Raw genomic sequence first — 26522 nt, forward strand, 5'->3', positions numbered from 1 at the left:
TAATATTAGCGCCAGCTATATTAGCTCATGCTTAACAATAATCTAACTATAACGGTACGTTTTTGCTACAAATTTCAACTTGTAATAACAATCACGTTAATTGTTTTAACATGGATTTTTGCGGTGAATAATCACACAAGTGTCATTCAGCCGACACAAAGGAGTTACCATGATTGATGTTGTTGATCTGTCGCGATTGCAGTTTGCACTGACAGCGATGTATCACTTCTTATTTGTTCCACTGACTCTTGGTATGGCGTTTTTGCTTGCCATCATGGAGTCTCTATATGTAATGACCGACAAACAAATTTACAAGGACATGACTAAGTTCTGGGGTAAATTGTTTGGTATCAACTTCGCTCTAGGTGTAGCAACCGGCTTAACCATGGAGTTCCAGTTTGGTACTAACTGGTCTTATTACTCTCACTATGTTGGCGATATCTTTGGTGCCCCTCTGGCAATCGAAGCGCTTGTTGCATTCTTCCTAGAGTCTACTTTTGTTGGTCTTTTCTTCTTCGGTTGGGATAGATTGTCAAAGCGTCAGCACTTAGCAGTAACATGGTTGGTAGCACTTGGCTCTAACTTCTCTGCGCTGTGGATCCTGGTTGCCAACGGCTGGATGCAGAACCCAGTGGGTGCTGAATTTAACTTTGAAACAATGCGTATGGAAATGGTGAGCTTCGCTGAAGTTGTCCTAAACCCAGTAGCGCAAGTTAAATTCGTACACACAGTGGCTTCTGGTTACACAACGGGTGCAATGTTCATCCTAGGTATCAGCTCTTACTACATTCTAAAAGGTCGTGATCTTGCCTTTGCTCGTCGCTCTTTCGCGATTGCTGCATCATTCGGTATGGCTGCGATTCTATCTGTAATCGTTCTAGGTGACGAATCAGGTTATGAGCTAGGTGAAGTTCAGAAAGTGAAGCTAGCAGCGGTAGAAGCTGAATGGCACACAGAAGAAGCACCGGCTGCATTTACTGTGTTTGGTATTCCAAACCAAGAAACAATGCATACTGACTACGCGATTAAGATCCCTTACGTAATGGGTATCATCGCAACGCGTTCTTTCGATAAAGAGGTAACAGGCCTACGTGATCTGCGTGACGAGCACGTTGATCGTGTCCGCACGGGTATGTACGCATACGAGCTTCTAGAAAAACTGCGTGCAGGCGATAAGTCTGAAGAGAACATGGCAGCATTTGATGAAGTGAAAGGTGACCTAGGTTACGGTCTATTGCTTAAGCGCTACACAGAGAACGTGGTTGACGCGACAGAAGAGCAAATCCAAATGGCGGCGGATGATTCTATCCCGACTGTTTGGCCTCTATTTTGGTCGTTCCGCATCATGGTTGCGTGTGGCTTCATCATGCTATTCGTATTTGGTGCTGCGTTTGTACAAACGTGTCGTCAAAAAATCGAACAGAAGCAATGGGTTCTTAAAGCCGCTCTATTCTCAATCCCATTACCTTGGATTGCGATTGAAGCAGGTTGGTTTGTTGCAGAATACGGTCGTCAGCCGTGGGCTGTAGGTGAAATCCTACCGACGAACGTTGCAGCATCAGCTCTGACTATTGGCGAGCTTTGGACATCACTATTTGCAATTCTTGCACTATACACAGTGTTCCTAATTGCAGAAGTTTACCTAATGCTTAAATTTGCTCGCAAAGGCCCGAGTAGCCTTAAGACAGGCCGTTACCACTTCGAACAAAACGACAACTCTGTTGAAGACAAAGTTAGCCGTTCAGTAGAAGTATAAGTGAGGGAATATTATGTTTGATTACGAAATCTTACGACTTATTTGGTGGGTCCTAATCGGTGTTCTACTGGTAGGTTTCGCCGTGACTGATGGCTTCGACATGGGCGTTGCAGCTCTGTCTCCTGTTATCGGTAAGAGCGACACTGAACGTCGTATTATGCTGAACACCATTGCTCCTCACTGGGATGGTAACCAAGTTTGGTTAATCACAGCGGGTGGTGCGCTGTTTGCTGCATGGCCTCTAGTTTACGCAACGTCGTTTTCTGGATTCTATCTAGCGATGTACGTAACGCTAGCAGCACTTTGGCTACGTCCACTTGCTCTAGATTACCGTTCTAAGATTGAAGATCCAAAATGGCGTAAAGCTTGGGATTACGCGCTTTGCTTCAGCGGCACAGTTCCACCAGTTATCTTTGGTGTTGCTTTTGGTAACCTGCTTCAAGGTGTTCCATTTGAGCTAAACAGCCTGCTGATGTCTGAGTACAAAGGTTCGTTCTTCGCTCTACTGAACCCATTTGCTCTACTGTGTGGCGTACTAAGCTTGATGCTATTTGTTATGCAAGGTGCAACTTGGCTGCAAATGAAGACGACTGAGTCACTACACGAGCGTGCTCGAGGTGTTGCTCAGATCACAGGTCTAATCGCGGTTGCGTTATTCGTAGCAGGTGGTTTCTGGGTTCAATCTATCGATGGCTACGTGATCACAAGCACGCTAGACACAATGGCTGACTCAAACCCACTAAACAAAGAAGTAGCAGTTCAAGCTGGTGCTTGGATGGCGAACTTTGAAACGTACCCAGCAATGTGGGCTGCGCCTATCCTAGGTGTGGTAATGCCATTGCTAGCGGTTGTAGCGTCTCGCTTTGAGCGTGGTGGTTTTGCATTCTTGTTCTCAAGCTTGTCAAACGCTGGTGTTATCCTAACGGCTGGTTTTGCGATGTTCCCATTCGTGATGCCTTCAAGCCTAATCCCGAACCACAGTTTAACAATGTGGGATTCAACAGCGAGTGAACTAACACTTGGCCTGATGACTGCAGTAGCGGCGGTAATGGTACCTGTGATTCTTGCTTACACGACTTGGACTTACTACAAAATGTTCGGTCGTCTTGATAAGAAACACATCGAAGATAACGACGTTTCAGCTTACTAAGCTAGAAGTTAAATAACTTAGGAGAAATTTTATGTGGTATTTCGCATGGATTTTGGGTGTACTTCTAGCATGTGCATTCGGCATCATTAACGCTCTTTGGTTAGAGCACTCAGAAATGATGGATAAAGACAGTGAGTAATCTCACTGAGCAAGTGACCAAGCTGCACCAACCTATGGACAAGACTCTTCTTCGAGTTTTGTCTCTAGTACTGGGTTTCGTGCATGTTGGCTTGGTTATGTGGGATCCTGAAGCCTACGCCGAGAGTATTGGCGGCTTCAATGCGGTCATCGGTCCAATGTTGATTTGGGCGGTGTGTTCAAGCATGGTTTTCGGGGTTGGTTTTAAGCCTAGAGCGTGGGTATGGCAGTTGCTGTTTAGCCCATATGCTTCACTCACAATTTTGCTCTACCTAACAGTGTTAAGGTTCATATAGCGGCGCAATGCCCGTGAATACAGGCTTTATCGCACTGTTTGGTTTTTAGCCGAAAAGAGGTCATCTTATACAGATGGCCTTTTTTTTCACCACACAAATCAAATATTTCATGCCGTTATACTATTAATGTCAAAGAGTTGAGTTATAGTGATATCTTTAACGTTTTTGTATTGTGGTATGAGTTTGCAGGGATCATCTAAGCCATTTACCTGGCCTGTCACCGTCTATTATGAAGACACAGATGCAGGTGGCGTCGTTTATCATTCCAACTACCTGAAGTTTTTTGAACGCGCTCGAACCGAGATGCTGCGCTCAATTGGGGTATCTCAGCAAGTCCTTTTAGAACAAAACATCGGTTTTGTTGTCCGACACATGGATATCGATTTTATCCAAGGTGCGCGCCTTGATGATGCTTTACAAGTCATTACAAAGATTTATGAACTGAAACGTGCTTCCCTAGTATTCTGTCAGGAGATCGTAAATCCTGATGGCAAAGCATTGTGTAAAGCAATGGTTAAGGTAGCATGTATCGACAATCAGAAAATAAAACCTAAGGCTATGCCGACTTTTATTCTTACGGAGCTGACAAACAGTGACTGCTGAAATCTCAATTTTAGGCCTTATTTTAGAAGCCAGCTTACTGGTTAAACTGGTAATGCTTACCCTAATGGGTATGTCGGTCGTCTCGTGGGCGATGATCATAAAAAGAAGTAAAGTGCTTTCTCAAGCGGCGAAACACACTGAGACCTTTGAAGATAAGTTCTGGTCAGGTGTTGATCTGTCTAAGCTATACCAAGAAAGCAACAAGCGTAAAGACGAGCTTTCTGGTACAGAAGAGATCTTCTACGCAGGCTTCACCGAATTTGCACGCCTGCGTAAGTCTAACGCAGCGTCACCAGATTTCATTATGGAAGGTACTGGCCGTGCGATGCGTGTTGCCGTTGCTCGTGAAGTCGATGAACTGGAAACCAATTTACCGTTTCTTGCAACGGTTGGCTCAATCAGTCCATACATCGGCCTTTTTGGTACCGTATGGGGGATCATGCACTCATTCATCGCATTGGGTGAAGTAAAACAAGCAACGCTAGCAATGGTTGCGCCAGGTATCGCAGAAGCACTTATCGCAACCGCGATGGGTCTATTTGCAGCGATTCCTGCAGTAATGGCGTACAACCGATTCAGCAGCCGTGTAGGTAAGCTAGAACATAACTACGCGACATTCTCTGAAGAGTTCCACAGCATTCTTCACCGTCAAGCGATGGCTGGCAGGGAATAATCGATGGCAGGATACCAACCTAAAAAGCGCAAAATGACCGCAGAGATTAACGTTGTACCTTACATCGACGTTATGCTGGTTTTGCTGATTATTTTTATGGTGACCTCGCCGTTCGTTACTCAAGGTGTGGACGTAGAGTTGCCACAAGCCTCAACAGCAAAATCGGCTCAAGATCTTCTCGGTGACGATAACGCCAGCTTTATCATTGTTGAAGTAAATAAAGACGGTGAACTAGGGCTAAGCGTGAACAACGAAGAAGTTCAACGTGGTCTGTCATTAGAAGAGATCATTGTGCGAGTGAAAGCGGAGCTTTCAATTAAACCAAATTCACCAGTGGCGGTTGGTGGCGATGCTGCAACGCCGTATGCTGAAGTTGTTTTACTACTTGATGAATTAAGCCGAGCAGGGGTGCCTAAGGTTGGCCTACTGACGGATATAAGGGAATAACTCCGTAGCATTCATGAAAACAAAAAAGACTAAATCGAATAGCTTAAGTACACCACTTATCGTGTCGCTAGCGCTGCACGTGGTGTTATTCGTTGTGCTGATTGTGGGTGCAGATTTTACTATGTCTGAGCCCGAGCCAAGCGGCCAAATGGTTCAAGCGGTTGTTATTGATCCGCAGCTCGTTCGCCAGCAAGCGCAGCAGATTCGTCAGCAACGCGAAGCTGCGAGTAAGAAAGAACAAGAGCGCCTTGATAAGCTACGCCGAGAAAGTGAACGCTTAGAGCGCAACCGTAAGGCGGAAGAAGAGAACATTCGCAAGCTGAAAGAGAAGCAAGCCAAAGAGGCAAAAGCAGCTCGTGAAGCAGAGAAGCGTCGCGTTGAGCAAGAGAAACAGCGTAAAGCTGAAGAAGTTCGTCTTAAGCAAGAGAAAGAGCGCGCAGCGAAAGCTGAAGCCGATCGTAAGCTCAAAGAGGCCGCATTAGTTAAAGCGGAACAAGAGCGTAAAGCGAAAGAGGCTGCTATCGCAAAAGCAGAACAGGAACGCTTGGCAAAAGAGCAAGCGGCTAAAGAAGCGGCAGAAAAAGCACGTAAAGAGAAAGAGGCGGCTGAACGAGCTGAAAAAGAGCGTTTAGCGAAAGAGAAAGCGGCAAAAGAAGCGGCTGAAAAGGCACGTAAAGAGCAAGAGCGATTAAAGCGACTTGAAGAAGAGCGTAAGCAGCAAGAAGCGGCACTTAACGACATCTTTGCAGGCCTTGAAACCGAGGCTTCGCAAAACTCTTCAGCAAGACAACAATTTATTGGTGATGAAGTTCAGCGATATGGTGCGATTTATACCCAGCTCATAGAGCAAAACCTGCTATTGGAGGATAGCTTTAGGGGAAAGTCGTGTAGGGTTAACCTCAAGCTGATCCCAACTGGTTCAAACGCTATTTTAGGTAGCCTTTCGATCCTAGAGGGTGACAGCCGGCTATGTGCTGCGACGAAACGAGCAGTAGCCCAAGTGCAGTCTTACCCACTACCGAAAGACCCAGATATCGTAAACTCGTTGAAAAACATTAACCTAACAGTATTACCAGAGTAAAAGGACGAACCCGTGTTAAAGAAACTATTACTGAGTTTTGTGTTTGTAATAGCGACCAGCAGTCAGTTTGCACACGCTGCGTTGGAGCTCGTTATTACCGATGGTATCAACTCTGCACGACCGATTGCGATTGTGCCTTTTAAATGGGAAGGTAAAGAGAAGCTACCACACGATGTTTCTGCTGTGATCGCATCAGACTTGCAGCGCAGTGGTAAATTCAGCCCAGTTGCAACCAGCAAAATGCCACAAACACCATACAGCGAGGCGGACGTAGACTTCGATGCATGGACAAACCTAGGTGTTGATTCATTGCTGACCGGTAGCATTACTCGAGATGCGCAAGGTCAATACGTAGTGAACTACCAACTGGTTGATATCGTACGTGGTCAGTTAACTAATGGTCAAAGCCGTGCACTGAGCGATGAGGGCCAACTGGTTCTTTCGAAAGACCACGTTCTTTTCAATAAGAAAGCAACCGTACCTGGCCCACGTTTACGTGAGTACGCACACCGAATTTCAGATCTTGTTTATGAAGAACTAACAGGTGAGAAAGGCGCATTCTTAACGCGTATTTCTTACGTTGTAGTGAATGATAAGGACAAGTACCCGTACCAGCTGCGAGTAGCGGATTACGACGGTTACAACGAGCGTTTGGTTCTTCGTTCAAAGCAGCCACTGATGTCTCCAGCTTGGTCTCCAGATGGTAAGAAACTTGCTTACGTGAGCTTCCAAAATGGTCAAGCGGAAATCTTTATCATGAACATCTACACCGGTGAACGTGAAAAGGTGACGTCATACCCTCGTCACAATGGTGCGCCAAGATTCTCTCCTGATGGTAAGAAACTGGCATTAGTACTTTCGAAGACAGGCAGTCTTCAGGTTTACACGCTTGATCTACAGACTCGTAAACTGACGCAAATTACTCGCGGCCGTGCCAACAATACGGAACCTTTCTGGCATCCTGATGGCAAGTCTCTCATTTTTACGTCTGATCGCGGTGGTAAACCCCAGATTTATAATGTAAATTTGTCAGATAATTCTACCCAAAGAATTACATGGCAAGGCAGCCAGAACTTAGGTGGTCAAATTACCCCTGATGGTCGATTCCTGATTATGGTGAATCGCAGCAACTCTGGATTTAACTTGGCCAAGCAAGACTTGGAAACAGGCGCGGTACAGGTTCTAACTAAAACCTTACTAGACGAGTCGCCAAGTATTGCACCAAATGGAGGTATGGTTATCTATAGCTCTATTTACAACCAAACAAATGTACTGTCGATGGTATCTATCGATGGTCGTTTTAAAGCTAGATTACCGGCAACTAATGGACGTGTAAGAGCGCCAGCATGGTCACCGTTTCTGTAGCCACGCTTAAAAGCAATTAGCTATTGATAGTAATAACTATTGTAGCAAGTAACTATCTATAGCAATTTATCGGCTGTAGAAACTAAGTTTGATAACGTAAGGAAAATAAGATGCAACTTAATAAAGTTCTTAAAGGCTTGATGATTGCACTACCAGTGATGGCAGTAACAGCATGTAGCTCAAGTGATGATGCAACATCTGCGACTTCTGGTACTGAAACTAACCAAGCAACTTCAGGTTCAGAAAACAACGTAGACACAACTGTTGTGACACCAATTGACGCGAACGGTCAACTGTCAGAGCAAGAGCTTAAAGAGCAAGCACTACGTGAAACTCAAACTATCTACTTCGCATTCGACAACGCTACTATCGCGGGTGATTACGAAGAGATGCTAGCAGCTCACGCAGCTTACCTAAGCAAAAACGTAGACATGAAAGTAACTGTAGAAGGCCACGCTGATGAGCGCGGTACTCCTGAGTACAACATCGCTCTAGGTGAGCGTCGTGCACAAGCTGTTGCTAAGTACCTACAAGCTCTAGGTGTTCAAGCTGACCAAATCTCTATCGTAAGCTACGGTGAAGAGAAGCCACTTCTTCTTGGTCAATCTGAAGAAGTGTACGCTAAAAACCGTCGTGCAGTACTAGTTTACTAATTAGTAGACTTTTTAATTGAGGAATAGCCTCATGTTCAGTAACACAAAGCGTGTCATTATGCTTTCGTTACTGGCAAGTGCAGCGGGCACCGCGCTCGCTGCACCAGCTCCAGTATCCGATCTTAATAGCACCACAACCAATTCAACTTCCTCTTCTACTCGAGCGGCTTCGAATGAAACCGATATCGAGCGTCTAGAGCGCTTGCTACAAAACCGCAATCGCGTTCAACTTCAAATGCAGCAACAAATGGACGACATGGCTCTTGAGATCAGTGAGCTACGTGGTCAACTTGAACGCAATAGCTACGACATGAAACAGATGTTAGAGCGTCAGCGTGAGCTGTTTATCGAGCTTGATAAAGTAAGAAGCGAAGTGAAATCATCAGCCTCTGCAGCCGCTGTTGTTCCGGCAACAGACGCGAAAGGCGCCGAAGGTACCTTCAGTACTGATGTTGATGAGCAAACCGCTTATCAAAACGCTGTGGATATGATCCTCAAACAGCGAGACTACACGGGTGCGATTACTGCATTCCAGAAGTTTCAAACAGACTTCCCAGATTCTACGTTCACACCTAACTCACACTACTGGTTAGGTCAGCTCTATTTTGCTAAGAAGCAAGATAAAGAGGCAGTGAAGAGCTTTGCAGCTGTTGTAGCTTACAAAGACTCAAACAAGCGCGCTGATGCTTTAGTGAAGCTTGGCGACATCGCTGCGCGTAACAATAACTCTGAGCAAGCGAAAAAGTACTACGAACAAGTGGTTGCCGAATACCCGAACAGTGCATCGGCAAAAGTAGCCAAGACTCATTTATAGTTCTTTAGTAAAAGAGGCGCATCAGCGCCTTTTTTTATTCCTAATCCTTTTTGATCCCAATCGTTGTACTGTGTAGAATGCTCTAATTCTCGGAAGAAGTTGCGTAGAGCAAGAGCAATGAGCCATATATTAGATAAAATCGACACTGTTTACCCATTCCCACCGAAGCCAGTTCCATTGAACGATGCTCAAAAGCAGGCTCACATAGCGAACATCAAAAAGCTACTAAAAGAAAAAGACGCTGTTTTGATCGCTCACTATTACACGGACCCTGAAATCCAGGCACTCGCTGAAGAGACGGGTGGTTTCGTAGGTGATTCGCTAGAGATGGCTAAGTTTGGTAACCGTCACCCAGCGAGCACACTGATCATCGGCGGTGTTCGATTCATGGGCGAATCCGCGAAAATTCTGACACCTGAAAAGCGCATTTTAATGCCGACACTAGAAGCTGAGTGTTCGTTGGACCTTGGTTGTCCAGCAGACAAGTTCACTGAGTTCTGTGATGCGCACCCAGACCATACTGTTGTGGTTTATGCGAATACATCTGCTGCGGTAAAAGCGCGTGCTGACTGGGTTGTGACATCAAGTATCGCACTTGAGATTGTCGAAAGCCTAGATGCTGAAGGCAAACCAATCATTTGGGGCCCAGACCGTCACCTAGGTTCGTACATTGCTAACCAAACAGGTGCAGACATGCTTCTGTGGCAAGGTGAGTGTATCGTACACGACGAATTCTCTGCTGATGCTTTGAGAAAGATGAAGTCTGTTTACCCTGAAGCAGCAATTCTTGTACACCCAGAATCTCCAGCAAGTGTGGTTGAGCTAGCTGATGCGGTTGGTTCTACTAGCCAGCTGATTAAAAAAGCAAAAGAGTTGCCGCACCCACAAATGATTGTGGCGACAGACAAAGGTATCTTCTTCAAGATGCAGCAATTGGTGCCTGAAAAAGAACTGATTGAAGCGCCAACAGCAGGTGCTGGTGCAACATGTCGTAGCTGCGCACACTGTCCTTGGATGGCGATGAATGGCCTAGAGGCGATTGAAAATGCACTTGAGAATGGTGGTGAGCAACACGAGATCTTCGTTTCTGACGAGCTACGCGTGAAATCTCTTATCCCTTTGAACCGCATGCTTGATTTCGCAGAGCAATTGAACATGCAGGTGAAGGGCAACGCGTAAGCAAGATCTTTACCTTCAGAACTTAAAAGCCAGCATTCGTGCTGGTTTTTTTGTGTCTTTTTCGTGTGTTTTACACCAGATATCTTGTTGATATCCTGAAAATTTCCTAGCATGTAGTTAACTAAATACTTGATTGAGGTGCAGATGGTTATCTGGTTACAGCTCAAGCGTTGGCTTCAGGCGAATCTATTCGTGTTAAACGGGAAGAACTTGTTGGTGGCGTTTGCAGGGTATGTGCTTACGGCATGGCTATTGTTGTTCATTGCGGGTGAGCACGATCTCACGTCCTCAATCACTACCTTCGCGTACTATCTGGTCGTGACGGCTTCAACGGTTGGATATGGTGATTTGTCACCAACCACAGAGCTTGGTCAGTGGGTAGTGATTTTATTTGTGATTCCCGGAGGTCTCAGCTTATTTGCTGCTTTGCTCGGTAAGGTCGCAACCGAGGGTGTTGAATATTGGCGTGCAGGTCTGTTGGGTAAAAGGAGAATTCGAGTGGAAAACCACATTTTAATGTTAGGTTGGAATGAGCAAAGAACGATACATCTTATAAGAATGTTACAGCATGAAGAGACTGGTAAGCGCCCAATTGTGTTGTGTACTCGTTCTGATATAGAAAACCCTCTTCCGGGAGAGATCAACTTCGTTAAAGTGAACAGCTACACCGATGGTAAAGAGATGGAAAAGACAGGCATCGAGTCGGCAAGCTGTATCTTGATTGATAATCCAGAAGATGACATTACTTTGTCAGCAGCCCTGTATTGTGCGAATCGCAACCCTGATGCTCACTTGTTGGTCTATTTTAAAGACGAAGCCTTAAGTGATTTGCTCCACAAGCACTGTCCAAACTCGGAGTGTATTCCGGCAGTGGGCGCGGAAATGTTGGCTAAAGCGGCTGTAGATCCGGGTTCGAGCGCTTTGCACCAAGAGTTGCTTAGCTCGACACGGGGCATGACGCAATACTCCACTTACTATCCAGAGAATGCAGAAACAACAACGGTAGCGCCTATCTTTAGTGTTTTCAAAGAGCGTTATCAAGCGACGTTGATCGCAATAGATCACGGTGAGGGGCAGGGGATCGAGCTTAATCCTGAGTTGAACGTTGAAGTCAGTGGAGGATCAAAGCTCTTTTATATTGCGGATGAGCGAATCCCAGAGTTCAACTGGCAAACCATTACAAACAAATAGTGGAACCGAGTAATCCTTGGTTAACGAGATCAAAAAAGGCTTCCGATGGGAAGCCTTTCATTCTTTCGTTCATTGCATCATCGCGTGATGCATGCTCGATGTCATTCGTTATTGAGCTTCAGCCAAAGCGATACCGCGTTGCGTCAAGCCACATAGCATAACGGGTACAGCATTGAATATCTCTTCAAACTGCTCCAAGCCTTCAACGCCTTGCTCTGCTAGTGTCGCAATAGAAGTCTCTGGATCGTAAAGCATGCTGATAGAAAGTAGAACGCCGCCAACCAGTGCGTTGTCTTCACTCTCTTCAGGCATCAAGGTTTCCCAGTCATCACGAGCGATCTGCCAACCTTGTAGCAGGCCCTCACAGAAATCACGAGTTGCTTCGTTCACTACTTCTTCTTCATCTAACTGACAAGCTTGTGGCCAAGCCCAGTTGCCTTCCATTAAAGCTGGGCGAGTTTCATTCCAAAGCGCAATGATAAGCTCAATATAGCTCTCTAATTGTTCGCCATCAGTGAAAGGAGCAACTTCTTCACCGCCCCATAAGAATGGAAGCCATTCGTGCGGCGTTAACACGTTCGGCGCGGCTGCCATAGCAGTCACAAAGCCAAGTGTTTTGTGTTCTGTGATGAGTTTGCCTTCCAGCTCAGGAAGCGCAAGAATTTCTTGTAGTGTCAAACTGAAGTACCATAGTAGGTGAAACAAATTTGTGCTTATAGTACCAATCTTGCTGTCGCAATCAAAACCCAATCTAAAAAGGCTTGATGTAACTGGATATAGTCGCTAGCTTAAATAAAAAAGCAACAATAAAACTATATGCAGATACGTTCCTCTCTTAAGAAAAAAAGCATGGTTGCGCTTGGATTGTACCTAGCGACCTTTATTGCCATCATCGGCAGTGTCACCTATTTCGTTGTTGAATCGCCTGTAAGAGCCAAGCTCCAGCAGAACCTAGACTTAAGGGCAGAAATCCTTTCATCATTAATTGAGGCACCACTCAATAGCTCAGAGGGCTTTTTACACAGCCTGGTGGGCCTTGCACAAGCTCAACCTGACTCAAAATTGCTGGCTCGTCATTTCAAATCGATTCTTGCGACCAGTGACGATACCATTATCAGTGCTGGTATTTGGCCAGAACCTTATGTGTACGAAGCAGATCGAGAACGAGACAGTTACTTCTTTAATAAAGCTGACGACGGAAAAATCGACCAGCTTTTCTCTTACAACAACCCTAAGTCGATGCTGTACCACCAAGAGGCGTGGTACGCATCTGTCGTAGAAAAGCCTGTTGGCACGGTATCTTGGAGTGATGTCTACTTAGATCCATATACTCACATTCAAATGATTACAGCTTCAGCCCCTTTTTATTTGGATGGTAAGTTCTCGGGGGTCGCGACGGTGGATTTATCTTTAACCGAGCTTCTAAACTTCATAAAAAGCCACGCCGAAGAGTACGACCTCGGTATTACCTTACGTGATCAACATCAACAAATATTGGTGACACACAATTTCAATCTGGTTGAAGGCATTTATATCAGTAAACACAAGTTTGGTCAGTTTGATTGGCAGGTCGATGTCGTCAACTCCAAGCTATTAGTCGCTGATGAAGTATCTAGGCAGGTAATGAGTATTGAATGGGGTATCGCACCGTTCCTACTCTTGTGTGTGATGGCCGGCTACTACCTACTAAATCGCTATCTAATCAGTCCAATTACCACCATTGCAGCTAAAGTTGATGGCTCCAAGGAGGGAGGCGTCATAGATGTTAACTATCAAAGCCAAGATGAGATTGGTTATCTGATAAAAACATTCAATGAAAAAACCGTATTCCTTGAAGCTGAGAAAGTAAAAGCGCAGGCATCAACTAATGCCAAAACGGCTTTCCTAGCAACACTCTCTCACGAGATAAGAACGCCAATGAATGGGGTTCTTGGTACCGCACAAATCCTTCTTAAGACGCCCTTAAACAGCGAGCAAGAGAAACACCTGCGCAGTTTGTACGAATCTGGCGATCATATGATGACGCTACTTAACGAGATCTTGGACTTCTCCAAGATAGAGCAGGGTAAGTTAGATCTTGATAATACCCGTTTCCCACTCGACTCACTGATTGGCAGTATTAACAGTGTCTACTACACCTTGTCTGCGGAGAAAGGGCTGCAATTTAAGGTCTACACCGAAGTGGCAGCTGGTCGTTGGTACTTCTCTGACAAGGCACGTCTGCGTCAGGTTCTGTTTAACTTGCTCAATAACGCAGTGAAGTTTACCTCGCGCGGCTTTGTTGAAGTCTACTTCAAAGAGGTTATCCGAAATGGCAACACCTACCTGAACATTCGGGTTCGTGACACCGGTATTGGGATCTCCAAAGAAGCTCAAAAACGTATCTTCAATCCATTCGAACAAGCTGAGTCTTCTACCACGCGCCGTTTTGGTGGTACCGGGCTTGGGTTAGCGATTGTGAAAAAAATCACTGAGTTAATGGACGGAGACATTCAAGTAACCAGTGAAGAGGGAATTGGCACCAGTTTTGATGTGAACTTGAGAATTGAGCCTACAGAACCCGGAGAGGTCGAAAGCCTACCGCATTCGAAGCTTAACTACTCAGGTTTAAAAGTCCTTATTGTGGAAGACAACCGCACTAATACAGTGATCATTGAAACCTTCATGAACAATAAAGGCTTTAGCTGTAAGAGCGTTGAAAACGGAGAACTTGCGATTCAGGCAGTGGCTTCTGAGCGCTTTGATTTGATTCTGATGGATAATCACATGCCAGTGATGGACGGTGTAGAGTCAACGACTGCGATACGCGCATTGGCTGACGATATGTCATCGGTGCTTATTTTTGGGTGTACTGCCGACGTCTTTAAAGAGACTCGTGAGCGAATGATTGGGGCTGGGGTAGATTACATCATAGCTAAGCCCATTGATGAGCGAGAGCTTGATGATGCGCTATTTAGGTTCTCTAACAAGCTCTATCAATATCACGGCTCTCAACCATCGTCGAATGAAGAGCCTGTGATCAAAGCTCCCGACAACACTGAGGAGCTCTTGGTGACTCTGTACATTGCACTTGAAGATCAAAGTATAGAATTAGCAACGTTTGCGTTGGAGAATCTACTTATCCATATCGAGCCGACGGAGGATTCTTTGCTTCCGTCATTGTTGACTCAAGCCATTCAAGAGCTTTCAAAAGGGCGCTTTCCTTCACAAGAACTCATCAACTCAATAACCGTTAATATTCCAGTTGAATAATTGTATTTAAATTACAGGAAATGAAGTACGGTTTGAATAAAAATTGAGCTAGATCTGTTTTTTTGGTCGAAGTAACTGGTTTTATTGTCAATTCTGGTTGTAAATTTACAACTTTATTTTAAATTTGAAATCTATAACTGCAAATATTGTGTTTTAATAGTGACATAATCTGGTTGGGTGTTGAATTGCCCTTTTTATATGTTACTAAATCACTGAATTGGCAGTGGTATATTTTGGGTTTTATGCGATGAAGTCTCGTGGGCCATTTTGTATTCGTAACGCAGCAGCGGATACTTTTGCTATGGTAGTTTTCTGTTTTATCTCTGGCATGATTGTTGAGATTTTTATCTCTGGTATGTCGTTTGAACAGTCTCTTGCATCACGAACGCTCTCTATCCCTGTGAATATTGCGATCGCATGGCCTTACGGTGTTTTTCGTGACTGGGTGTTACGTAACGGCGCGAAAATTTCAGACAGTTCATTGGCGAAAAACCTGTCTGATTTAGTTGCGTACGTTTTGTTCCAGTCTCCAGTTTATGCAGGTATCTTGTTCGCGGTAGGTGCTTCAACTGATCAAATCGTTACAGCAGTAACCAGTAACGCAGTGATTTCGTGCGGCATGGGCGTGCTATATGGCTACTTCTTGGATATGTGTCGTAAATGGTTCCGCGTACCGGGTTACTACCAACAAGCGTAATCTTGTTGATATTTGGTTTGTTTTCAAACGAATGAGTTAATTTGTAAGCGAACAGACTAATTAAGGTAACTTTTTTGACAATGCCCCTTGACCAATGCGAGCAGAATCAATAAAGTAGCGCCTCGTTGAGCAACACAGCTTAACAACAAAATTTGGTGAGGTGTCCGAGTGGCCGAAGGAGCACGCCTGGAAAGTGTGTATACGGAAACGTATCGAGGGTTCGAATCCCTCCCTCACCGCCATATTCCAGAAAGCCTAGCAGCAATGCTAGGCTTTCGTCGTTTTAGTGCTAAGAAAACTAAGCGCAAATATCAAAAAACATATCTTTAGCTATTTACTTCAAATTCCTTCTTTTCTCTTTACGTCGTTGTCCCTGTCACTTCTATTCTCACTTGTCCCTGATGTTTAATGTCATCTTCGTCGTCACCGCTGTCTTAGATTCCTATGCCATTGAAACTAATAGGTAAAAGTGGACTTGAATGCTGCTTGTAAAAGGGCATTTGAGCTTGTGTTGTTTGAGAAGCTTTAAACAACGTGTTCTAACCGTGATGGTGATCATGAGTCATTCTGTGTTTACGTATTTTTACTTGAAAAATATGATTATAAGAACATAATGAACGTAAAATTTACGTTTGTAGTCAGAGGGACCAGTGTGAGTGAATCGAAAACTGAGGCCGACTTAAAGAAAACAACGATACATGAGGCTGCAAAAATCGCAGGTGTATCAATTGCTTCTGTCAGTCGAGCTTTAAATAACAAACCCGGCATCAGTGAGAAAACGCGTAAACGTATTCTAGATATTTGTAAGGATTTGGGTTACGTACCGAGTACATCGGCACGCGAGCTCATGGGGAATCATAAAAATACCATTGCGATTTCTCTAGGACCTATCGATTTTTACGCTTCACGCTACTTGGGTATGCTTTGGCCGTCTCTCTCTGCAGCGATTCGCAACTCAGGACGTAACTTGTTGCCTGTGAGTTTTGGCGAGGTGGACTTACAACAAGTGGGTGGTGCGATTTTATTAGGTATGACCGCTAACGATCCGCGTGTCGAAACCTGTAAGGACCTTGGCTTGCCTTTTGTCTGTATTGGAATGAGCGAAGGTTCATTTTGGGTCGCTCCTGATGACTTTAATGGTGGCCGTGAGGCAACGCAACACCTTGTAGATAAAGGGTTAAGCGATATCTGTTTCGTGACACCTACGACATACGGTGATGGTTATCAATTCCGCCATCAAGGCTATATGTCAGTAATGGCGAGTAATGCACTTCCCATTAGAGAGCTAAGGACAGGCCATGATCCACTAGGTGAGATTGCCGCATACCGATACTTTATTTCGATGGATAAGCAGCAACTCGACGGTTACCAAGGGTTTGTTTGTGAAAGCGATGAAACAGCGCTTGGTGTGATCGCTGCTTTGAAAGACCGTGGATATCGTGTCCCAGAAGACTTTTCGGTTGTTGGCTATGATGGCTTGCCAGGAATCTCTAAAACTTTAACAACCGTTGTTCAAGACACTGACAAGATAGCGGCGAAAGCAGCCTCAATGCTTGAGCTAGCAATATTAGGCGAACAGCCTGTTGGTGCTGTAGTGCCTATTACATTGAAGCTCGGTGAAACGACATAAACACATAGTTTTACCTATTACCTAAAAAGGGCATATCGAAAGATATGCCCTTTTTATATAACCTAACGAAAAATTTACTCAATTGTGACATTTATAGGGCTCGTTACGTACTTTTTATAGGTTTTTATAGGAGTAAATGTCCCATAAATGGATAATTATGGCTCTAAATTAGATCCTGATCACTAAAATAGATATACCAAACGTTGCTCAAAACGAAACTGTGATCGATTTAACGTAAGCGTTTACGTAAACTCTGCATAATACCCTCAGATTTTGAAATTAAGGAACTGAGGGCAACATGAAAAAAACAATATTGGCGGCATCCCTACTTGCTGCAAGCCTATCTGCAACCGCAACTGAAAAGACGGAAGTTACTATCGCTGGGTGGGGTGGTAATGACGTTGTTGTGCTGAACAACTTGGTAAAAGAAGTATTGGCCGATGATTTTGAAGAAGCGGGGTTAACCGTTAAATACCAAGCGGTCGAAGGTGATTTCTCTCAGTTTATAACTAACTCTTTGTCTGCAGGTACAGCACCAGATGCTTTTTATGTTGATGTAGTTTTCGCTAACACTTTGGTCAACTCGGGTAAGGTCGCTGCAAACAGCGAATCGCTAAATAGTGTTAGCTCTGCCGTTATTCCAAGCCTCAATAGCGCGTTTACGTTAAATGGTAAACAGTATGGAATTGCTAAGGATTTCAATACGATCGCACTGCAATACAACAAAGATATTTTCGATGACGCCGGCGTTGATTACCCAACTAACAGCGATTCTTGGGAAGATTTACGTAAAAAGCTGATCGCGGTGAAAGATGAACTAGGCGATGAAGTATCAGGTATCTGTGTTATGCCTGATTACGCACGTTTTGCTCCATTCGCATTGGCGACAGGCTGGAAGCCATTCAATGAAGAAGGCAAGACCGTACTGGATGAGAACTTCGAGCGCGCATTCAACTTCTATACAGGCTTAGTTTCTGAAGACGAAGTCGGCATTCTAGCCACTGACCTTGGTCAAGGCTGGGGTGGAGGTTGTTTCGGTACAGAAGAAACAGCAGTCGCACTTGAAGGCAATTGGATCAGCGGCTACCTACGTGATAAAGCGCCAAACCTTCCTTACGGCACAACGCTAATGCCAACGGATCCGAAAACGGGTGAACGTGGCAACCTTCTATTTACTGTTGCATGGGGCGTAAATGCGGACGGTAAAAATATTGAAGCAACACAAAAGGCGGTTGAAATCCTTACGAGTAAAAAAGCACAAGAGTGGGTATTGGACTCTGGTCTCGCACTACCTAGTCGTGAATCTCTAAGCGACGCGAAATTCTTTGAGGTTGAAGATTCAGAGAGTGAGCTGGCAAAACAAGTCTTCAAAGGTGCACTTGAAGATAATGTTGAACCTTTTGCCTTTGGTGATTATGGCACGGCTTGGATGACTCCAATCAATGAAGCGCTGAACTCTGTACTGCTTGGTCAAATGACGCAAAAAGAAGCGCTCAAGATGGCACAAGCGAAATACGATGCATTGATGGCTAAGTAGTAGGGCGAACGATGAACTCTTTACGTTTACGCCAACAAGTTTACGGGTGGCTCCTCGCTGGGCCATTTGTTCTGACTTTGGTGGTGTTCTTTCTCTATGCATTGGTTCGAACGGTTTACTTCAGTTTTACTGAATATGATCTGTTTAGCGATGCAGTTTGGGTTGGTTTAGCGAACTTCAAGGCACTGCTTACCGACGACCTGTTTCTATTATCTTTAGCTAATACGATTTGGTTCTCTCTAATCGTAACCTGTGTGCAAACGGTGTTAGCGCTTGGTTTAGCAATCCTAGTTAACTCAAAGATTCGTGCGAAAAGCTTCTTTAGAACAGCCTTTTACCTACCAAGCATTCTTTCCAGTGCTGCGGTTACGCTGATTTTCATTTGGTTCTACCAAAAGAACGGTTACCTAAATGGTTTTGTTACAGATGTAGTGAACCACTACCCACACATTAGCTGCTTTGTGCTTGTAGCAGTCGCCACGCAATTTGTTCTGGTTACGAAAGATCGCATCAAGGGGCTACCTGTCGGTTGGTTTGACCCTGCATGGGCAATCCTTTCAGTGATTGTTGCGGGTATCGCTACCTTTATTACGAGTGCGGTTGGCTGGATTGAAGTGACCAAAGATGTGGTTGAAGTGAACTGGTTGAATACTCGTGACCACGTTGGTCCTATGCCACTGACTCTTTGGGCGATTGTTATTCAGAACATCTACACCACGATTCCGACGTTCATGCTGCTATTCCTAGCGGGATTGCAAGGCATTCCAGGTGAGCTTTACGAAGCAGCACACATTGATGGGGCGAACAAGTGGCAACAGCACTGGAACATTACGATTCCACAACTGGCTCCAGTGACATTCGTTGTCGTGACCTTCTCGATTATCGGTACGCTACAGATGTTTGACCAAGTCGCTCTGCTAGGTTCGGCAGCTCCGCTTGAGTCTCGAATCACACTGGCTTACTACGTTTACCACAATGCTTTCCCACCGGGTGGCACACCACAAATCGGTATGGCGAGCGCAGCGGCATTGGTATTGGCATTCATTACATTGGCAGTGGTTTATCTGCAGAAAGTCTTTGGAGTAAAGGAGAAAGCAGATGGCTAGTCAAACCATGACGTCAAAAGATGATGCAACTCCCGTGGCATCTATGGAGCAGGTTGCAAAGTTTCAAGCGCGACGCCGCTGGGCAAAAGTGGCTTGGGTATACAGTGCATTGATTCTAGTTGCAACGGTAATGCTAGGTACATTTGTGGTCGCTTTCCTAGCGAGCTTGAAGGATGACCCACTAGAGCAGCCGTTTAAATTCAGCTTTGCTCAGGTTCAACCGAGTAACTGGGGTGCGGCTTACCAGTTAGGTCAACAAGGCAATAACGCACCTATGTTCGGTGGTTTTGCTCCGGGTGCAGAGGTTAACTTCACAGTGACTTATGCGGTGGAAGAGGGCAAGGAATTCAAAGTTCCGACTATCGAAGTGCCGCGTCGCCGCCCTGGTACCGGCATGGCCGCAGCAACGGTGACAGACTTTGCCTCTGATTACGCTGTTGTAAGTGAACCGCAACTGGTTGATTCGAACGATAACGTTACCTTCGTTGAAAAGCGTGGCCGTAAAGAGCTAACCAAGCAAGGTCAAAGTCAAACTTGGGAATTTAATATTCGCTACAAAGGAAATGGTCCTGAAATTGCGACGCTTCCTCTGACGGTGGAAGCGCCACGTGGCCAAGTTCTCATTGATAGCACGCTAGCACCAAGCAAGATGGAACGTCGCGGTCGAGTTGCGGCATGGGATAACGCAGCGCCAGGTTTGATTGGTTATGTATTTAAGTCCTACGTCCGCGTGTACACCGAATCCGTCAGCCTAGAAACCGGTAAAAGCTTGTTTATGAGCTGGACCATCAACTCGTTCTTCATCGCGATTGGTAAGGTTCTACTGACATTGTTCTTCGCTTGTACAGCAGGTTACGCCCTAGCTCGATTGAAGTTCACCGGTGCACGTGCAGTGTTTGCGTTCATGTTGTTCAGCATGATGATCCCAGGTCAGGTAACGTTTATTTCAAACTACCTCATCTACAAAGATATCGGTCTATTGAATACGCCTTGGGCGGTCATTACGGCAGTGGTGGCATCGGGGCAGGTTCTGATTATGAAGCAGTTCTTCGAGAACATTCCAAAAGAACTTGAAGAAGCCGCAATCGTAGACGGCGCAAGCCCAGCCGTGATTCTTTGGAAAGTATTTATGCCACTGGCGAAGCCAGCCATTCTGTCGGTAACAATCCTTGGGTTCCAAGGTGCATGGAATGACTTCTTCTGGCCGCTTGTGGTGATTAACAGCCCAGCTGACGCATTTACGCTTCCTGTTGGTCTATTGAGTTTACGTAACGCTTATGGCGTAGCAGGTGACTGGAACCTGATTCTGGCGGGCGCGTTCCTGTCGACAATCCCAGTACTGATTGTATTTATGGTATTTCAACGTTACTTCGTTGGTAACGATATTTCTTCCGCTGTTAAAGGTTAAATTTCGGGGATATTTAAGATGTTTATGAACTACACCGCTGGTCAAGGCGAACTAAAAAATTGGATCGTTGAAGAAACGGCATTTGATTCAGCACTTCAAGGTAAATGTGAAGTAGTAATGAGCCAAGGCAATGGCTACATGGGTGCGCGTAGTGCAACGGAAGAAAAGTACGTAGGTCAAGTACGTAACCTATTCGTAGCAGGCACTTACAACAAATTTGATGAAGAGGAAGTAACAGAGCTTCCAAATGCGGCTGACATGAGCTCAATTGAAATCTTTATCGACGGTCGTCGTTTCCACCTAGAGTCTGGCGAAGTAAGTAACTACTCTCGTCGCCTAAATGTGAAGAACGGTGAGTTGACTCGTGAGTTCACATGGACAAACTCAGAAGGTAAAGCTTTTGAGATGCGCTTCCGCCGCTTCATCTCTCAAGCGAATCTTCACCTAATGGCGTTCGACGTTCAAGTTAAGGCTGTAAACAGCGATGCGAAAATCGAAATCCGTTCGGGCGTTGATGCTCAACTGTCAAACTCAGGCGCTCAGCACTTCCACGAAGGTGAGAAGCGTATTTATGACAAGCGCTTCATTGAGCTTCTACAACACACGACAGAAAGCAAAGTTGATTTCGTATTCCTAACGTCTCACCGTTACTTCGTAAATGGTACAGAAGTTGAGATCGACCCAGGTCTACAGATGGACCGCCGTAAGGTATGGCTGAACATTCATCAAGAGCTAAAAGCAGGCGAGACATTTGGTACTGAGAAAGTGGGTGTTGTACACACTTCTCGTGACAAGCAGTTCGATGTTGAAGGCTATGAGCTACAAGCTCTACGTGACCACGCGCTAACTAACCTAAAAATGAACGCTGACCGCAGCTTTGACGAGCTACTAGCAGACAGTGCAGTTGAATGGGATAAGCGTTGGAGCAACATGAGCATCACCATCGGTGGTAACGATTTTGACCAACTCGCGACTCGCTTTGCTCAGTACCAACTGAATATCTTTACGCCAATGCACGACTCTCGCTTCGGCATCGGTGCGAAAGGTCTATCTGGCGAAGGCTATAAAGGACACTCATTCTGGGATACAGAAGTCTTCATGCTTCCGTTCTTCATCTACACAATGCCAGAAGTTGCACGCAGCCTACTAGAGTACCGCTTCAAAACACTTGGCGGCGCACGTAAGAAAGCAGCAGACAACGGCTACATCGGTGCTCAGTTCCCATGGGAATCTGCACTAACAGGTGAAGAAGTAACGCCAGTATGGGGTGCAGTAGACATCATCACGGGTAAGTCGACGAAGATTTGGTCTGGCTTTATCGAGCAGCACATCACGTGTGATATCACTTACGCACTGTGGCAGTACTACCAAATCACGGGCGATCAGAAGTTCATGGACGACATGGGCTACGAGATCATGTTCGACACAGCAACATTCTGGACAAGCCGCCTAGATTGGCTAGAAGACCGCAACATGTGGGGTATCTGTAACGTAATCGGTCCTGATGAGTACAAAGAGCACATCGACAACAACGCGTTCACTAACTACATGGCAGTAGAGAACATCAAGCTAGCGATTCGTTACTACGAAGACCTAGAAGCGTCTAACCCAGAGCTACTGGCTAAGCTGTCTGACAAGTTGAACCTAGTTGAAGCTCGCAAGATGTGGCTAGAGCGCGTAGATGACATCTACCTACCGCAACCGCGTGAAGAAGATAAGATCATCCCACAAGACGATACTTACCTACAGAAAGAAATCATTGACCTAACTAAGTACAAAGAGCAGCCGTTCGTTGGTGGTTTGTTCCAAGACTACAGCCTAGATCAAGTGAACGAGATGCAGGTTTCTAAGCAGGCAGACATCATGGTTCTTTTCCTACAGCAGGAAGATAAGTTTGACCTAGAAACTAAACTTGCGAACTGGAACTACTACGAGCCGAAAACGCTACACGATTCGTCTCTAAGTCTATCAACTCACTCGGTACTGGCGTCAGATGTGGGTAACCCAGAGTTATCTTACGACCTGTTCCAACAAGCGGCGTCTATCGACATCGGTCAAAACATGAAGAGCTCGGATCACGGTATCCACGCAGCGTCTATCGGTGGTATGTGGCAGTGTGTGGTATACGGCTTCGGTGGTGTACGTATGTTGGGTGGCGAGCTTCGCATCAACCCTAACCTGCCGAAACAGTGGGATAGCGTTAACTTCCCAATCTACTGGAAAGGTGAGCGTCTAGAAGTAACGGTAGACAACGCACAAGTAAGCATTGTTCGTCCAGAGTTTAACGGTCAACCACTTAACATCGAAGTTGCGGGTGAGCCACGTGTAATCGAATCAACAGAGGCTGTGTTCAATGTGTAAGGCATTTATTTTCGACCTTGATGGCGTAATTACTGACACCGCTGAACTGCACTACCAAGCATGGCAGCGTATGGCGAACGAAGAAGGCTACTACTTCGACCGCGAAATCAACGAGCAGCTACGTGGTGTATCTCGCGAAGCGTCTCTAAAAATCATCCTAGATGGTCGTGAGATCAGCGAAGAGAAGTTTGCAGACCTAATGAAGCGCAAGAACGACTACTACGTTGATCTGCTAAACACGATTTCTGCAAAAGACGTTCTGCCAGGTATCGAGCAGTTCCTACTCGAGCTAAACGCACGTGGTATCAAGGTAGCACTGGCGTCAGCAAGTAAAAATGCGCGTCCAATCCTACACCGCCTTGGTCTAACATCGTTGTTTGATGCAATCGGTGATGGTTGGTCAGTACAGCGCTCTAAGCCTGCGCCAGATGTATTTATTCACGCTGCAGGCCAAGTAGGCGTAAACGCTGATGAGTGCATTGTGGTTGAAGATGCAGAAGCGGGTGTAGACGCAGCGAAAGAAGCAGGCATGCGCGTTGTGGGTATCGGCCCTGATGAGCGTGTTGGTCATGCAACATGGCGCTTCGAGGATACAGCTGAGATGAAACTCGCTGCAATCCTGTAAAGCAAATCGCTAGCAAAAATTAGCTTTACACATAATAAGAAAGGGGCAGCTTGCCTGCCCCTAATACGCCCAACAAGGCGAAAGAATTAGAACGTAGGTAGAACAATGGCACGCTTAGAACTGAAGAACATCAACAAAATCTATCCAGATGGTGCGCACATCATCAAAGACGCCAACTTAGTTATCGAAGACGGTGAGTTCACGGTTTTTGTTGGCCCATCCGGTTGTGGTAAATCAACTATGCTGCGCATGGTCGCCGGCTTAGAAGAGATTTCTTCAGGCGAAATGTGTCTAGACGGCGAGGTAGTGAATAACCTGTCTCCTACGGATCGTGGTATTGGGATGGTTTTTCAATCCTACGCACTCTACCCACATATGACGGTAGAAGAGAACATCGCATTTGGTCTGAAACTGGCGAAAAAGCTCAGTGCAGACGAAATCAAAAAAGCAGTTAAAGACGTCGGCGAAATGCTTGAGCTGACAAACCTGATGAAGCAAAAACCAAGTCAACTTTCTGGTGGTCAGCGTCAACGTGTGGCGATTGGTCGTGCGATTGTCCGCAACCCGAAACTTTTCCTTCTTGATGAACCGCTATCGAACTTAGACGCGTCACTGCGTGTTCGTATGCGTCTTCAATTAGCGGAATACCACCAGAAATTGAAATCGACGGTGATTTACGTAACACACGACCAAGTTGAAGCGATGACCCTTGCAGACAAAATCGTGGTACTGCGTGATGGTGCGATTGAGCAAGTCGGTTCGCCGTTAGATCTTTACTACTTCCCGAAAACTCTGTTCGTTGCAGGCTTTATTGGTTCACCAAAGATGAACTTACTGCCAGCGACACTGATTTCTGCTTGTGAAGAAAAAGCACACGTAGAAGTGGGGGACTACAAATTTGAAGCGGAAGTGAATGCTCAAGGAGCGACACAAGGTGCGCTAATGACATTGGGCATTCGTCCCGAAGATATCCACCTAGATGAGAAAGGCGTTGGCGTTATCGTTGAAGGTCTTGAGCGTCTTGGTACGGAATCATTGCTTTACACGACACTGGTGCGCGGCGGCCAAGAAGTTTTAGTGCGCGTTCCGGGTACGGTACATGTTGAAGTAGGGCAGCGCTTGAACATCCGCATCCCTGCTGAAAAATGTCATCTATTTGATAGCAAAGGTAAGGCATACGAGCGTGGTCATACGCTTAATGACCTAATCACGTTGCCACCTCAAGTGCAGCAAGCAAGTTAATTACGATAAGAATAATAAAAAAGCCCGCGGGCGAGCGGGCTTTCGATTACTGCGTTAGCAACGGTTGCAGCCAATGCCAACGTAAACATTAATGCCTGTTGTAGCAGGTACCAATAATTGCTCCTCATCGGAGCGACAGTAACATAGTGATAATAAGGTAATAATCATGAAAAAAACAGTAGTGGCTTCCTCTGTTCTCTTAGCTCTCGCTTTTTCTGGTGTTTCATTCGCTGAAGAAACGGACGTAACCAAGGAAAACCAAGACCAAGAATTGGCAAAAACCGTTGAGCAGTTGAAATCTGAGTATTCCACCGCCGAGCTATTAACTGCATTGGATGTTCCAAAGCAAGAAGAGAGTAAATTTCACGGCACACTAGGTTCTAACGTAGAAGTTGAACGCTTGATCCGCGATGACGGCGTGAATGAAGGTAAAGTGAAATACACCATCGCGCAAGGTAGCTTCCGCCATGATGACTTACCGGGTTGGGACTTTGGATTCTACTCTGGTCGTGAAGAACTGTTTACTGGCAACCTAAAGCATGCTGACTACAACCGAGGTGTAAACTCGATTCAAGAAATCTATGTTAACCGCAGCTACAACCACGAAAAAGGTAATATCGGTTGGGGTGTGAAGTTAGCCGGTGAAAGTATTGACCAACGTACGACTCCGGGCGGTAAAGTGTTTGGTTCTTACCAGCTGACCGATCGTTTAGGAATGCATGGTTACGCGCTTTACCATGTTGAATACAAGCGTGGTACGGGTGAATTTCCATACTGGGAAGTTGAGCCGGGCTTTGGCTACAAAATCAATGACAACACAGGTGCGTGGTTGAACTTCCGTTACCAAGAAGGTCAATGGAATGCGAAAGATGGCTACTCTGAAACTGAAACAGAATGGATCATCAAGCCGGGTATCTGGCATAACTTCGGTAAGCTGTCTGCGTCGCTATGGGGTGAATTTGGTTTATTCGAAAAGACTGTTGATGCAACAGGTGCTCATGCGTGGACGGAAGACTACTCTAAGCTAGGTGTATCTGCTAACTACCCACTTTCAAAGAGCTGGCGCATGTTTGGTGAAGCAAGCTACAAGAAGATTGACTTCACAAGTGGCCCACAACGTGACGAGTTCGATGGTTACATCCCACTGTTCATCCTAGGCGTCAACTACAGCTTCTAGTCTAAATTTTCATCCCTCCTTCAAGCGAAGGGGGGAACTCCACTCTTTTTAGTATTTCTAGTTTCGGACTGGCTTTGGCGGCAACAGGTCCTTTTTGGAGCCTAGGTTTAGGCTCCTTTTTTATCGCCTATTCGAACCTAG

The 26522-nt window shown here is 45.6% G+C and carries 24 protein-coding genes and 1 tRNA gene; 24 read left to right on the forward strand and 1 reads right to left on the reverse strand.

Features of this window, described 5'->3' with window-relative positions:
* The first annotated feature begins 169 nt into the window (after positions 1 to 169).
* The 13 genes from cydA to KI743_RS00775 all read left to right on the forward strand — a co-directional run bounded on the left by cydA (position 170) and on the right by KI743_RS00775 (position 11346).
* Positions 170 to 1756, forward strand: coding sequence for a cytochrome ubiquinol oxidase subunit I (gene cydA, locus KI743_RS00715; protein WP_032549413.1), 1587 nt, complete (start codon positions 170 to 172; stop codon positions 1754 to 1756).
* A 13-nt stretch (positions 1757 to 1769) separates the two neighbouring features.
* Positions 1770 to 2906 carry a cytochrome d ubiquinol oxidase subunit II gene (cydB, locus tag KI743_RS00720; RefSeq protein ID WP_032549412.1) on the forward strand — a complete coding sequence of 379 codons (1137 nt, stop codon included), beginning with the start codon at positions 1770 to 1772 and terminating at the stop codon, positions 2904 to 2906.
* A 31-nt stretch (positions 2907 to 2937) separates the two neighbouring features.
* Complete coding sequence (gene cydX / locus KI743_RS00725) at positions 2938 to 3045, forward strand: cytochrome bd-I oxidase subunit CydX (protein ID WP_000270284.1); 108 nt, start codon at positions 2938 to 2940, stop codon at positions 3043 to 3045.
* Positions 3038 to 3340 carry a cyd operon protein YbgE gene (gene ybgE, locus KI743_RS00730; protein ID WP_032549411.1) on the forward strand — a complete coding sequence of 101 codons (303 nt, stop codon included), beginning with the start codon at positions 3038 to 3040 and terminating at the stop codon, positions 3338 to 3340. The genes cydX and ybgE overlap by 8 nt, the downstream gene beginning before the upstream one ends.
* A gap of 165 nt (positions 3341 to 3505) precedes the next feature.
* Entirely contained in the window at positions 3506 to 3943 is a 438-nt protein-coding gene (gene ybgC / locus KI743_RS00735) for a tol-pal system-associated acyl-CoA thioesterase (RefSeq protein ID WP_285464269.1), read from the forward strand.
* Positions 3933 to 4616: a protein TolQ gene (gene tolQ / locus KI743_RS00740; RefSeq protein ID WP_032549410.1), complete on the forward strand. Its 684-nt coding sequence runs from the start codon at positions 3933 to 3935 to the stop codon at positions 4614 to 4616. The genes ybgC and tolQ overlap by 11 nt, the downstream gene beginning before the upstream one ends.
* Before the next feature lie 3 nt (positions 4617 to 4619).
* On the forward strand, positions 4620 to 5063 hold the full coding sequence (gene tolR / locus KI743_RS00745) for a protein TolR (protein WP_032549409.1): 444 nt from the start codon (positions 4620 to 4622) through the stop codon (positions 5061 to 5063).
* 13 nt (positions 5064 to 5076) lie between these two features.
* Complete coding sequence (gene tolA / locus KI743_RS00750) at positions 5077 to 6144, forward strand: cell envelope integrity protein TolA (protein WP_150871852.1); 1068 nt, start codon at positions 5077 to 5079, stop codon at positions 6142 to 6144.
* A 12-nt stretch (positions 6145 to 6156) separates the two neighbouring features.
* On the forward strand, positions 6157 to 7509 hold the full coding sequence (gene tolB, locus KI743_RS00755) for a Tol-Pal system beta propeller repeat protein TolB (RefSeq protein ID WP_285464208.1): 1353 nt from the start codon (positions 6157 to 6159) through the stop codon (positions 7507 to 7509).
* 110 nt (positions 7510 to 7619) lie between these two features.
* Positions 7620 to 8162, forward strand: coding sequence for a peptidoglycan-associated lipoprotein Pal (gene pal / locus KI743_RS00760; RefSeq protein WP_032549405.1), 543 nt, complete (start codon positions 7620 to 7622; stop codon positions 8160 to 8162).
* Positions 8163 to 8193: 31 nt separating this feature from the next.
* Positions 8194 to 8976: a tol-pal system protein YbgF gene (ybgF, locus tag KI743_RS00765; protein WP_285464211.1), complete on the forward strand. Its 783-nt coding sequence runs from the start codon at positions 8194 to 8196 to the stop codon at positions 8974 to 8976.
* A 117-nt stretch (positions 8977 to 9093) separates the two neighbouring features.
* Positions 9094 to 10155 (forward strand): quinolinate synthase NadA, encoded by a 1062-nt coding sequence (gene nadA, locus KI743_RS00770; protein ID WP_032549402.1) that lies wholly within the window; start codon positions 9094 to 9096, stop codon positions 10153 to 10155.
* A gap of 144 nt (positions 10156 to 10299) precedes the next feature.
* Positions 10300 to 11346: a potassium channel family protein gene (locus KI743_RS00775; RefSeq protein WP_032549401.1), complete on the forward strand. Its 1047-nt coding sequence runs from the start codon at positions 10300 to 10302 to the stop codon at positions 11344 to 11346.
* A 108-nt stretch (positions 11347 to 11454) separates the two neighbouring features.
* On the opposite strand, the gene KI743_RS00780 is transcribed toward KI743_RS00775, so the two are convergent.
* Positions 11455 to 12024, reverse strand: a complete 570-nt coding sequence (locus tag KI743_RS00780) for a YecA family protein (protein WP_285464214.1) — start codon at positions 12022 to 12024, stop codon at positions 11455 to 11457.
* Between the two features lie 171 nt (positions 12025 to 12195).
* On the opposite strand from KI743_RS00780, the gene KI743_RS00785 reads away from it, so the two are divergent.
* The 11 genes from KI743_RS00785 to KI743_RS00835 all read left to right on the forward strand — a co-directional run bounded on the left by KI743_RS00785 (position 12196) and on the right by KI743_RS00835 (position 26381).
* Positions 12196 to 14598, forward strand: coding sequence for an ATP-binding protein (locus tag KI743_RS00785; RefSeq protein ID WP_285464271.1), 2403 nt, complete (start codon positions 12196 to 12198; stop codon positions 14596 to 14598).
* 247 nt (positions 14599 to 14845) lie between these two features.
* A complete protein-coding gene (locus KI743_RS00790) occupies positions 14846 to 15295 on the forward strand; it encodes an L-alanine exporter AlaE (RefSeq protein ID WP_032549397.1) in 450 nt (149 codons plus the stop codon).
* 154 nt (positions 15296 to 15449) lie between these two features.
* Positions 15450 to 15537, forward strand: a tRNA-Ser gene (locus KI743_RS00795).
* Between the two features lie 410 nt (positions 15538 to 15947).
* On the forward strand, positions 15948 to 16925 hold the full coding sequence (locus KI743_RS00800; RefSeq protein ID WP_152468480.1) for a LacI family DNA-binding transcriptional regulator: 978 nt from the start codon (positions 15948 to 15950) through the stop codon (positions 16923 to 16925).
* Positions 16926 to 17223: 298 nt separating this feature from the next.
* Positions 17224 to 18462, forward strand: a complete 1239-nt coding sequence (locus tag KI743_RS00805; RefSeq protein ID WP_285464218.1) for an extracellular solute-binding protein — start codon at positions 17224 to 17226, stop codon at positions 18460 to 18462.
* Positions 18463 to 18473: 11 nt separating this feature from the next.
* Positions 18474 to 19568 (forward strand): carbohydrate ABC transporter permease, encoded by a 1095-nt coding sequence (locus KI743_RS00810; RefSeq protein WP_285464220.1) that lies wholly within the window; start codon positions 18474 to 18476, stop codon positions 19566 to 19568.
* Positions 19561 to 20976 (forward strand): carbohydrate ABC transporter permease, encoded by a 1416-nt coding sequence (locus tag KI743_RS00815; RefSeq protein ID WP_285464222.1) that lies wholly within the window; start codon positions 19561 to 19563, stop codon positions 20974 to 20976. The genes KI743_RS00810 and KI743_RS00815 overlap by 8 nt, the downstream gene beginning before the upstream one ends.
* An 18-nt stretch (positions 20977 to 20994) precedes the next feature.
* On the forward strand, positions 20995 to 23337 hold the full coding sequence (locus KI743_RS00820) for a glycoside hydrolase family 65 protein (protein WP_285464225.1): 2343 nt from the start codon (positions 20995 to 20997) through the stop codon (positions 23335 to 23337).
* Positions 23330 to 23962, forward strand: a complete 633-nt coding sequence (gene pgmB, locus KI743_RS00825) for a beta-phosphoglucomutase (RefSeq protein ID WP_150871884.1) — start codon at positions 23330 to 23332, stop codon at positions 23960 to 23962. Before KI743_RS00820 ends, pgmB begins: the two co-directional genes overlap by 8 nt.
* A 105-nt stretch (positions 23963 to 24067) precedes the next feature.
* The gene (locus KI743_RS00830; RefSeq protein ID WP_150871887.1) at positions 24068 to 25204 is read left to right on the forward strand and encodes an ABC transporter ATP-binding protein; all 1137 of its coding nucleotides are present in this window, start codon (positions 24068 to 24070) and stop codon (positions 25202 to 25204) included.
* Between the two features lie 166 nt (positions 25205 to 25370).
* Positions 25371 to 26381, forward strand: a complete 1011-nt coding sequence (locus KI743_RS00835) for an OmpG porin family protein (protein ID WP_285464230.1) — start codon at positions 25371 to 25373, stop codon at positions 26379 to 26381.
* Positions 26382 to 26522: the final 141 nt, after the last annotated feature.

Origin of the sequence: Vibrio sp. D420a (genome assembly GCF_030248625.1) — a bacterium.
GTDB lineage: Bacteria > Pseudomonadota > Gammaproteobacteria > Enterobacterales > Vibrionaceae > Vibrio > Vibrio fortis_A.

Excerpts from the sequence above, each read along its gene's own strand:
- KI743_RS00790 (WP_032549397.1), top strand. The coding sequence starts at position 14,846 with ATGAAGTCTCGTGGGCCATTTTGTATTCGTAACGCAGCAGCGGATACT.
- ybgF (WP_285464211.1), top strand. The coding sequence starts at position 8,194 with ATGTTCAGTAACACAAAGCGTGTCATTATGCTTTCGTTACTGGCAAGT.
- KI743_RS00815 (WP_285464222.1), top strand. The coding sequence starts at position 19,561 with ATGGCTAGTCAAACCATGACGTCAAAAGATGATGCAACTCCCGTGGCA.
- KI743_RS00805 (WP_285464218.1), top strand. The coding sequence starts at position 17,224 with ATGAAAAAAACAATATTGGCGGCATCCCTACTTGCTGCAAGCCTATCT.
- KI743_RS00775 (WP_032549401.1), top strand. The coding sequence starts at position 10,300 with ATGGTTATCTGGTTACAGCTCAAGCGTTGGCTTCAGGCGAATCTATTC.
- tolR (WP_032549409.1), top strand. The coding sequence starts at position 4,620 with ATGGCAGGATACCAACCTAAAAAGCGCAAAATGACCGCAGAGATTAAC.
- cydB (WP_032549412.1), top strand. The coding sequence starts at position 1,770 with ATGTTTGATTACGAAATCTTACGACTTATTTGGTGGGTCCTAATCGGT.
- cydA (WP_032549413.1), top strand. The coding sequence starts at position 170 with ATGATTGATGTTGTTGATCTGTCGCGATTGCAGTTTGCACTGACAGCG.
- KI743_RS00785 (WP_285464271.1), top strand. The coding sequence starts at position 12,196 with ATGGTTGCGCTTGGATTGTACCTAGCGACCTTTATTGCCATCATCGGC.
- nadA (WP_032549402.1), top strand. The coding sequence starts at position 9,094 with ATGAGCCATATATTAGATAAAATCGACACTGTTTACCCATTCCCACCG.
- KI743_RS00835 (WP_285464230.1), top strand. The coding sequence starts at position 25,371 with ATGAAAAAAACAGTAGTGGCTTCCTCTGTTCTCTTAGCTCTCGCTTTT.
- KI743_RS00810 (WP_285464220.1), top strand. The coding sequence starts at position 18,474 with ATGAACTCTTTACGTTTACGCCAACAAGTTTACGGGTGGCTCCTCGCT.
- pal (WP_032549405.1), top strand. The coding sequence starts at position 7,620 with ATGCAACTTAATAAAGTTCTTAAAGGCTTGATGATTGCACTACCAGTG.
- KI743_RS00830 (WP_150871887.1), top strand. The coding sequence starts at position 24,068 with ATGGCACGCTTAGAACTGAAGAACATCAACAAAATCTATCCAGATGGT.
- pgmB (WP_150871884.1), top strand. The coding sequence starts at position 23,330 with ATGTGTAAGGCATTTATTTTCGACCTTGATGGCGTAATTACTGACACC.
- cydX (WP_000270284.1), top strand. The coding sequence starts at position 2,938 with ATGTGGTATTTCGCATGGATTTTGGGTGTACTTCTAGCATGTGCATTC.
- KI743_RS00820 (WP_285464225.1), top strand. The coding sequence starts at position 20,995 with ATGTTTATGAACTACACCGCTGGTCAAGGCGAACTAAAAAATTGGATC.
- tolA (WP_150871852.1), top strand. The coding sequence starts at position 5,077 with ATGAAAACAAAAAAGACTAAATCGAATAGCTTAAGTACACCACTTATC.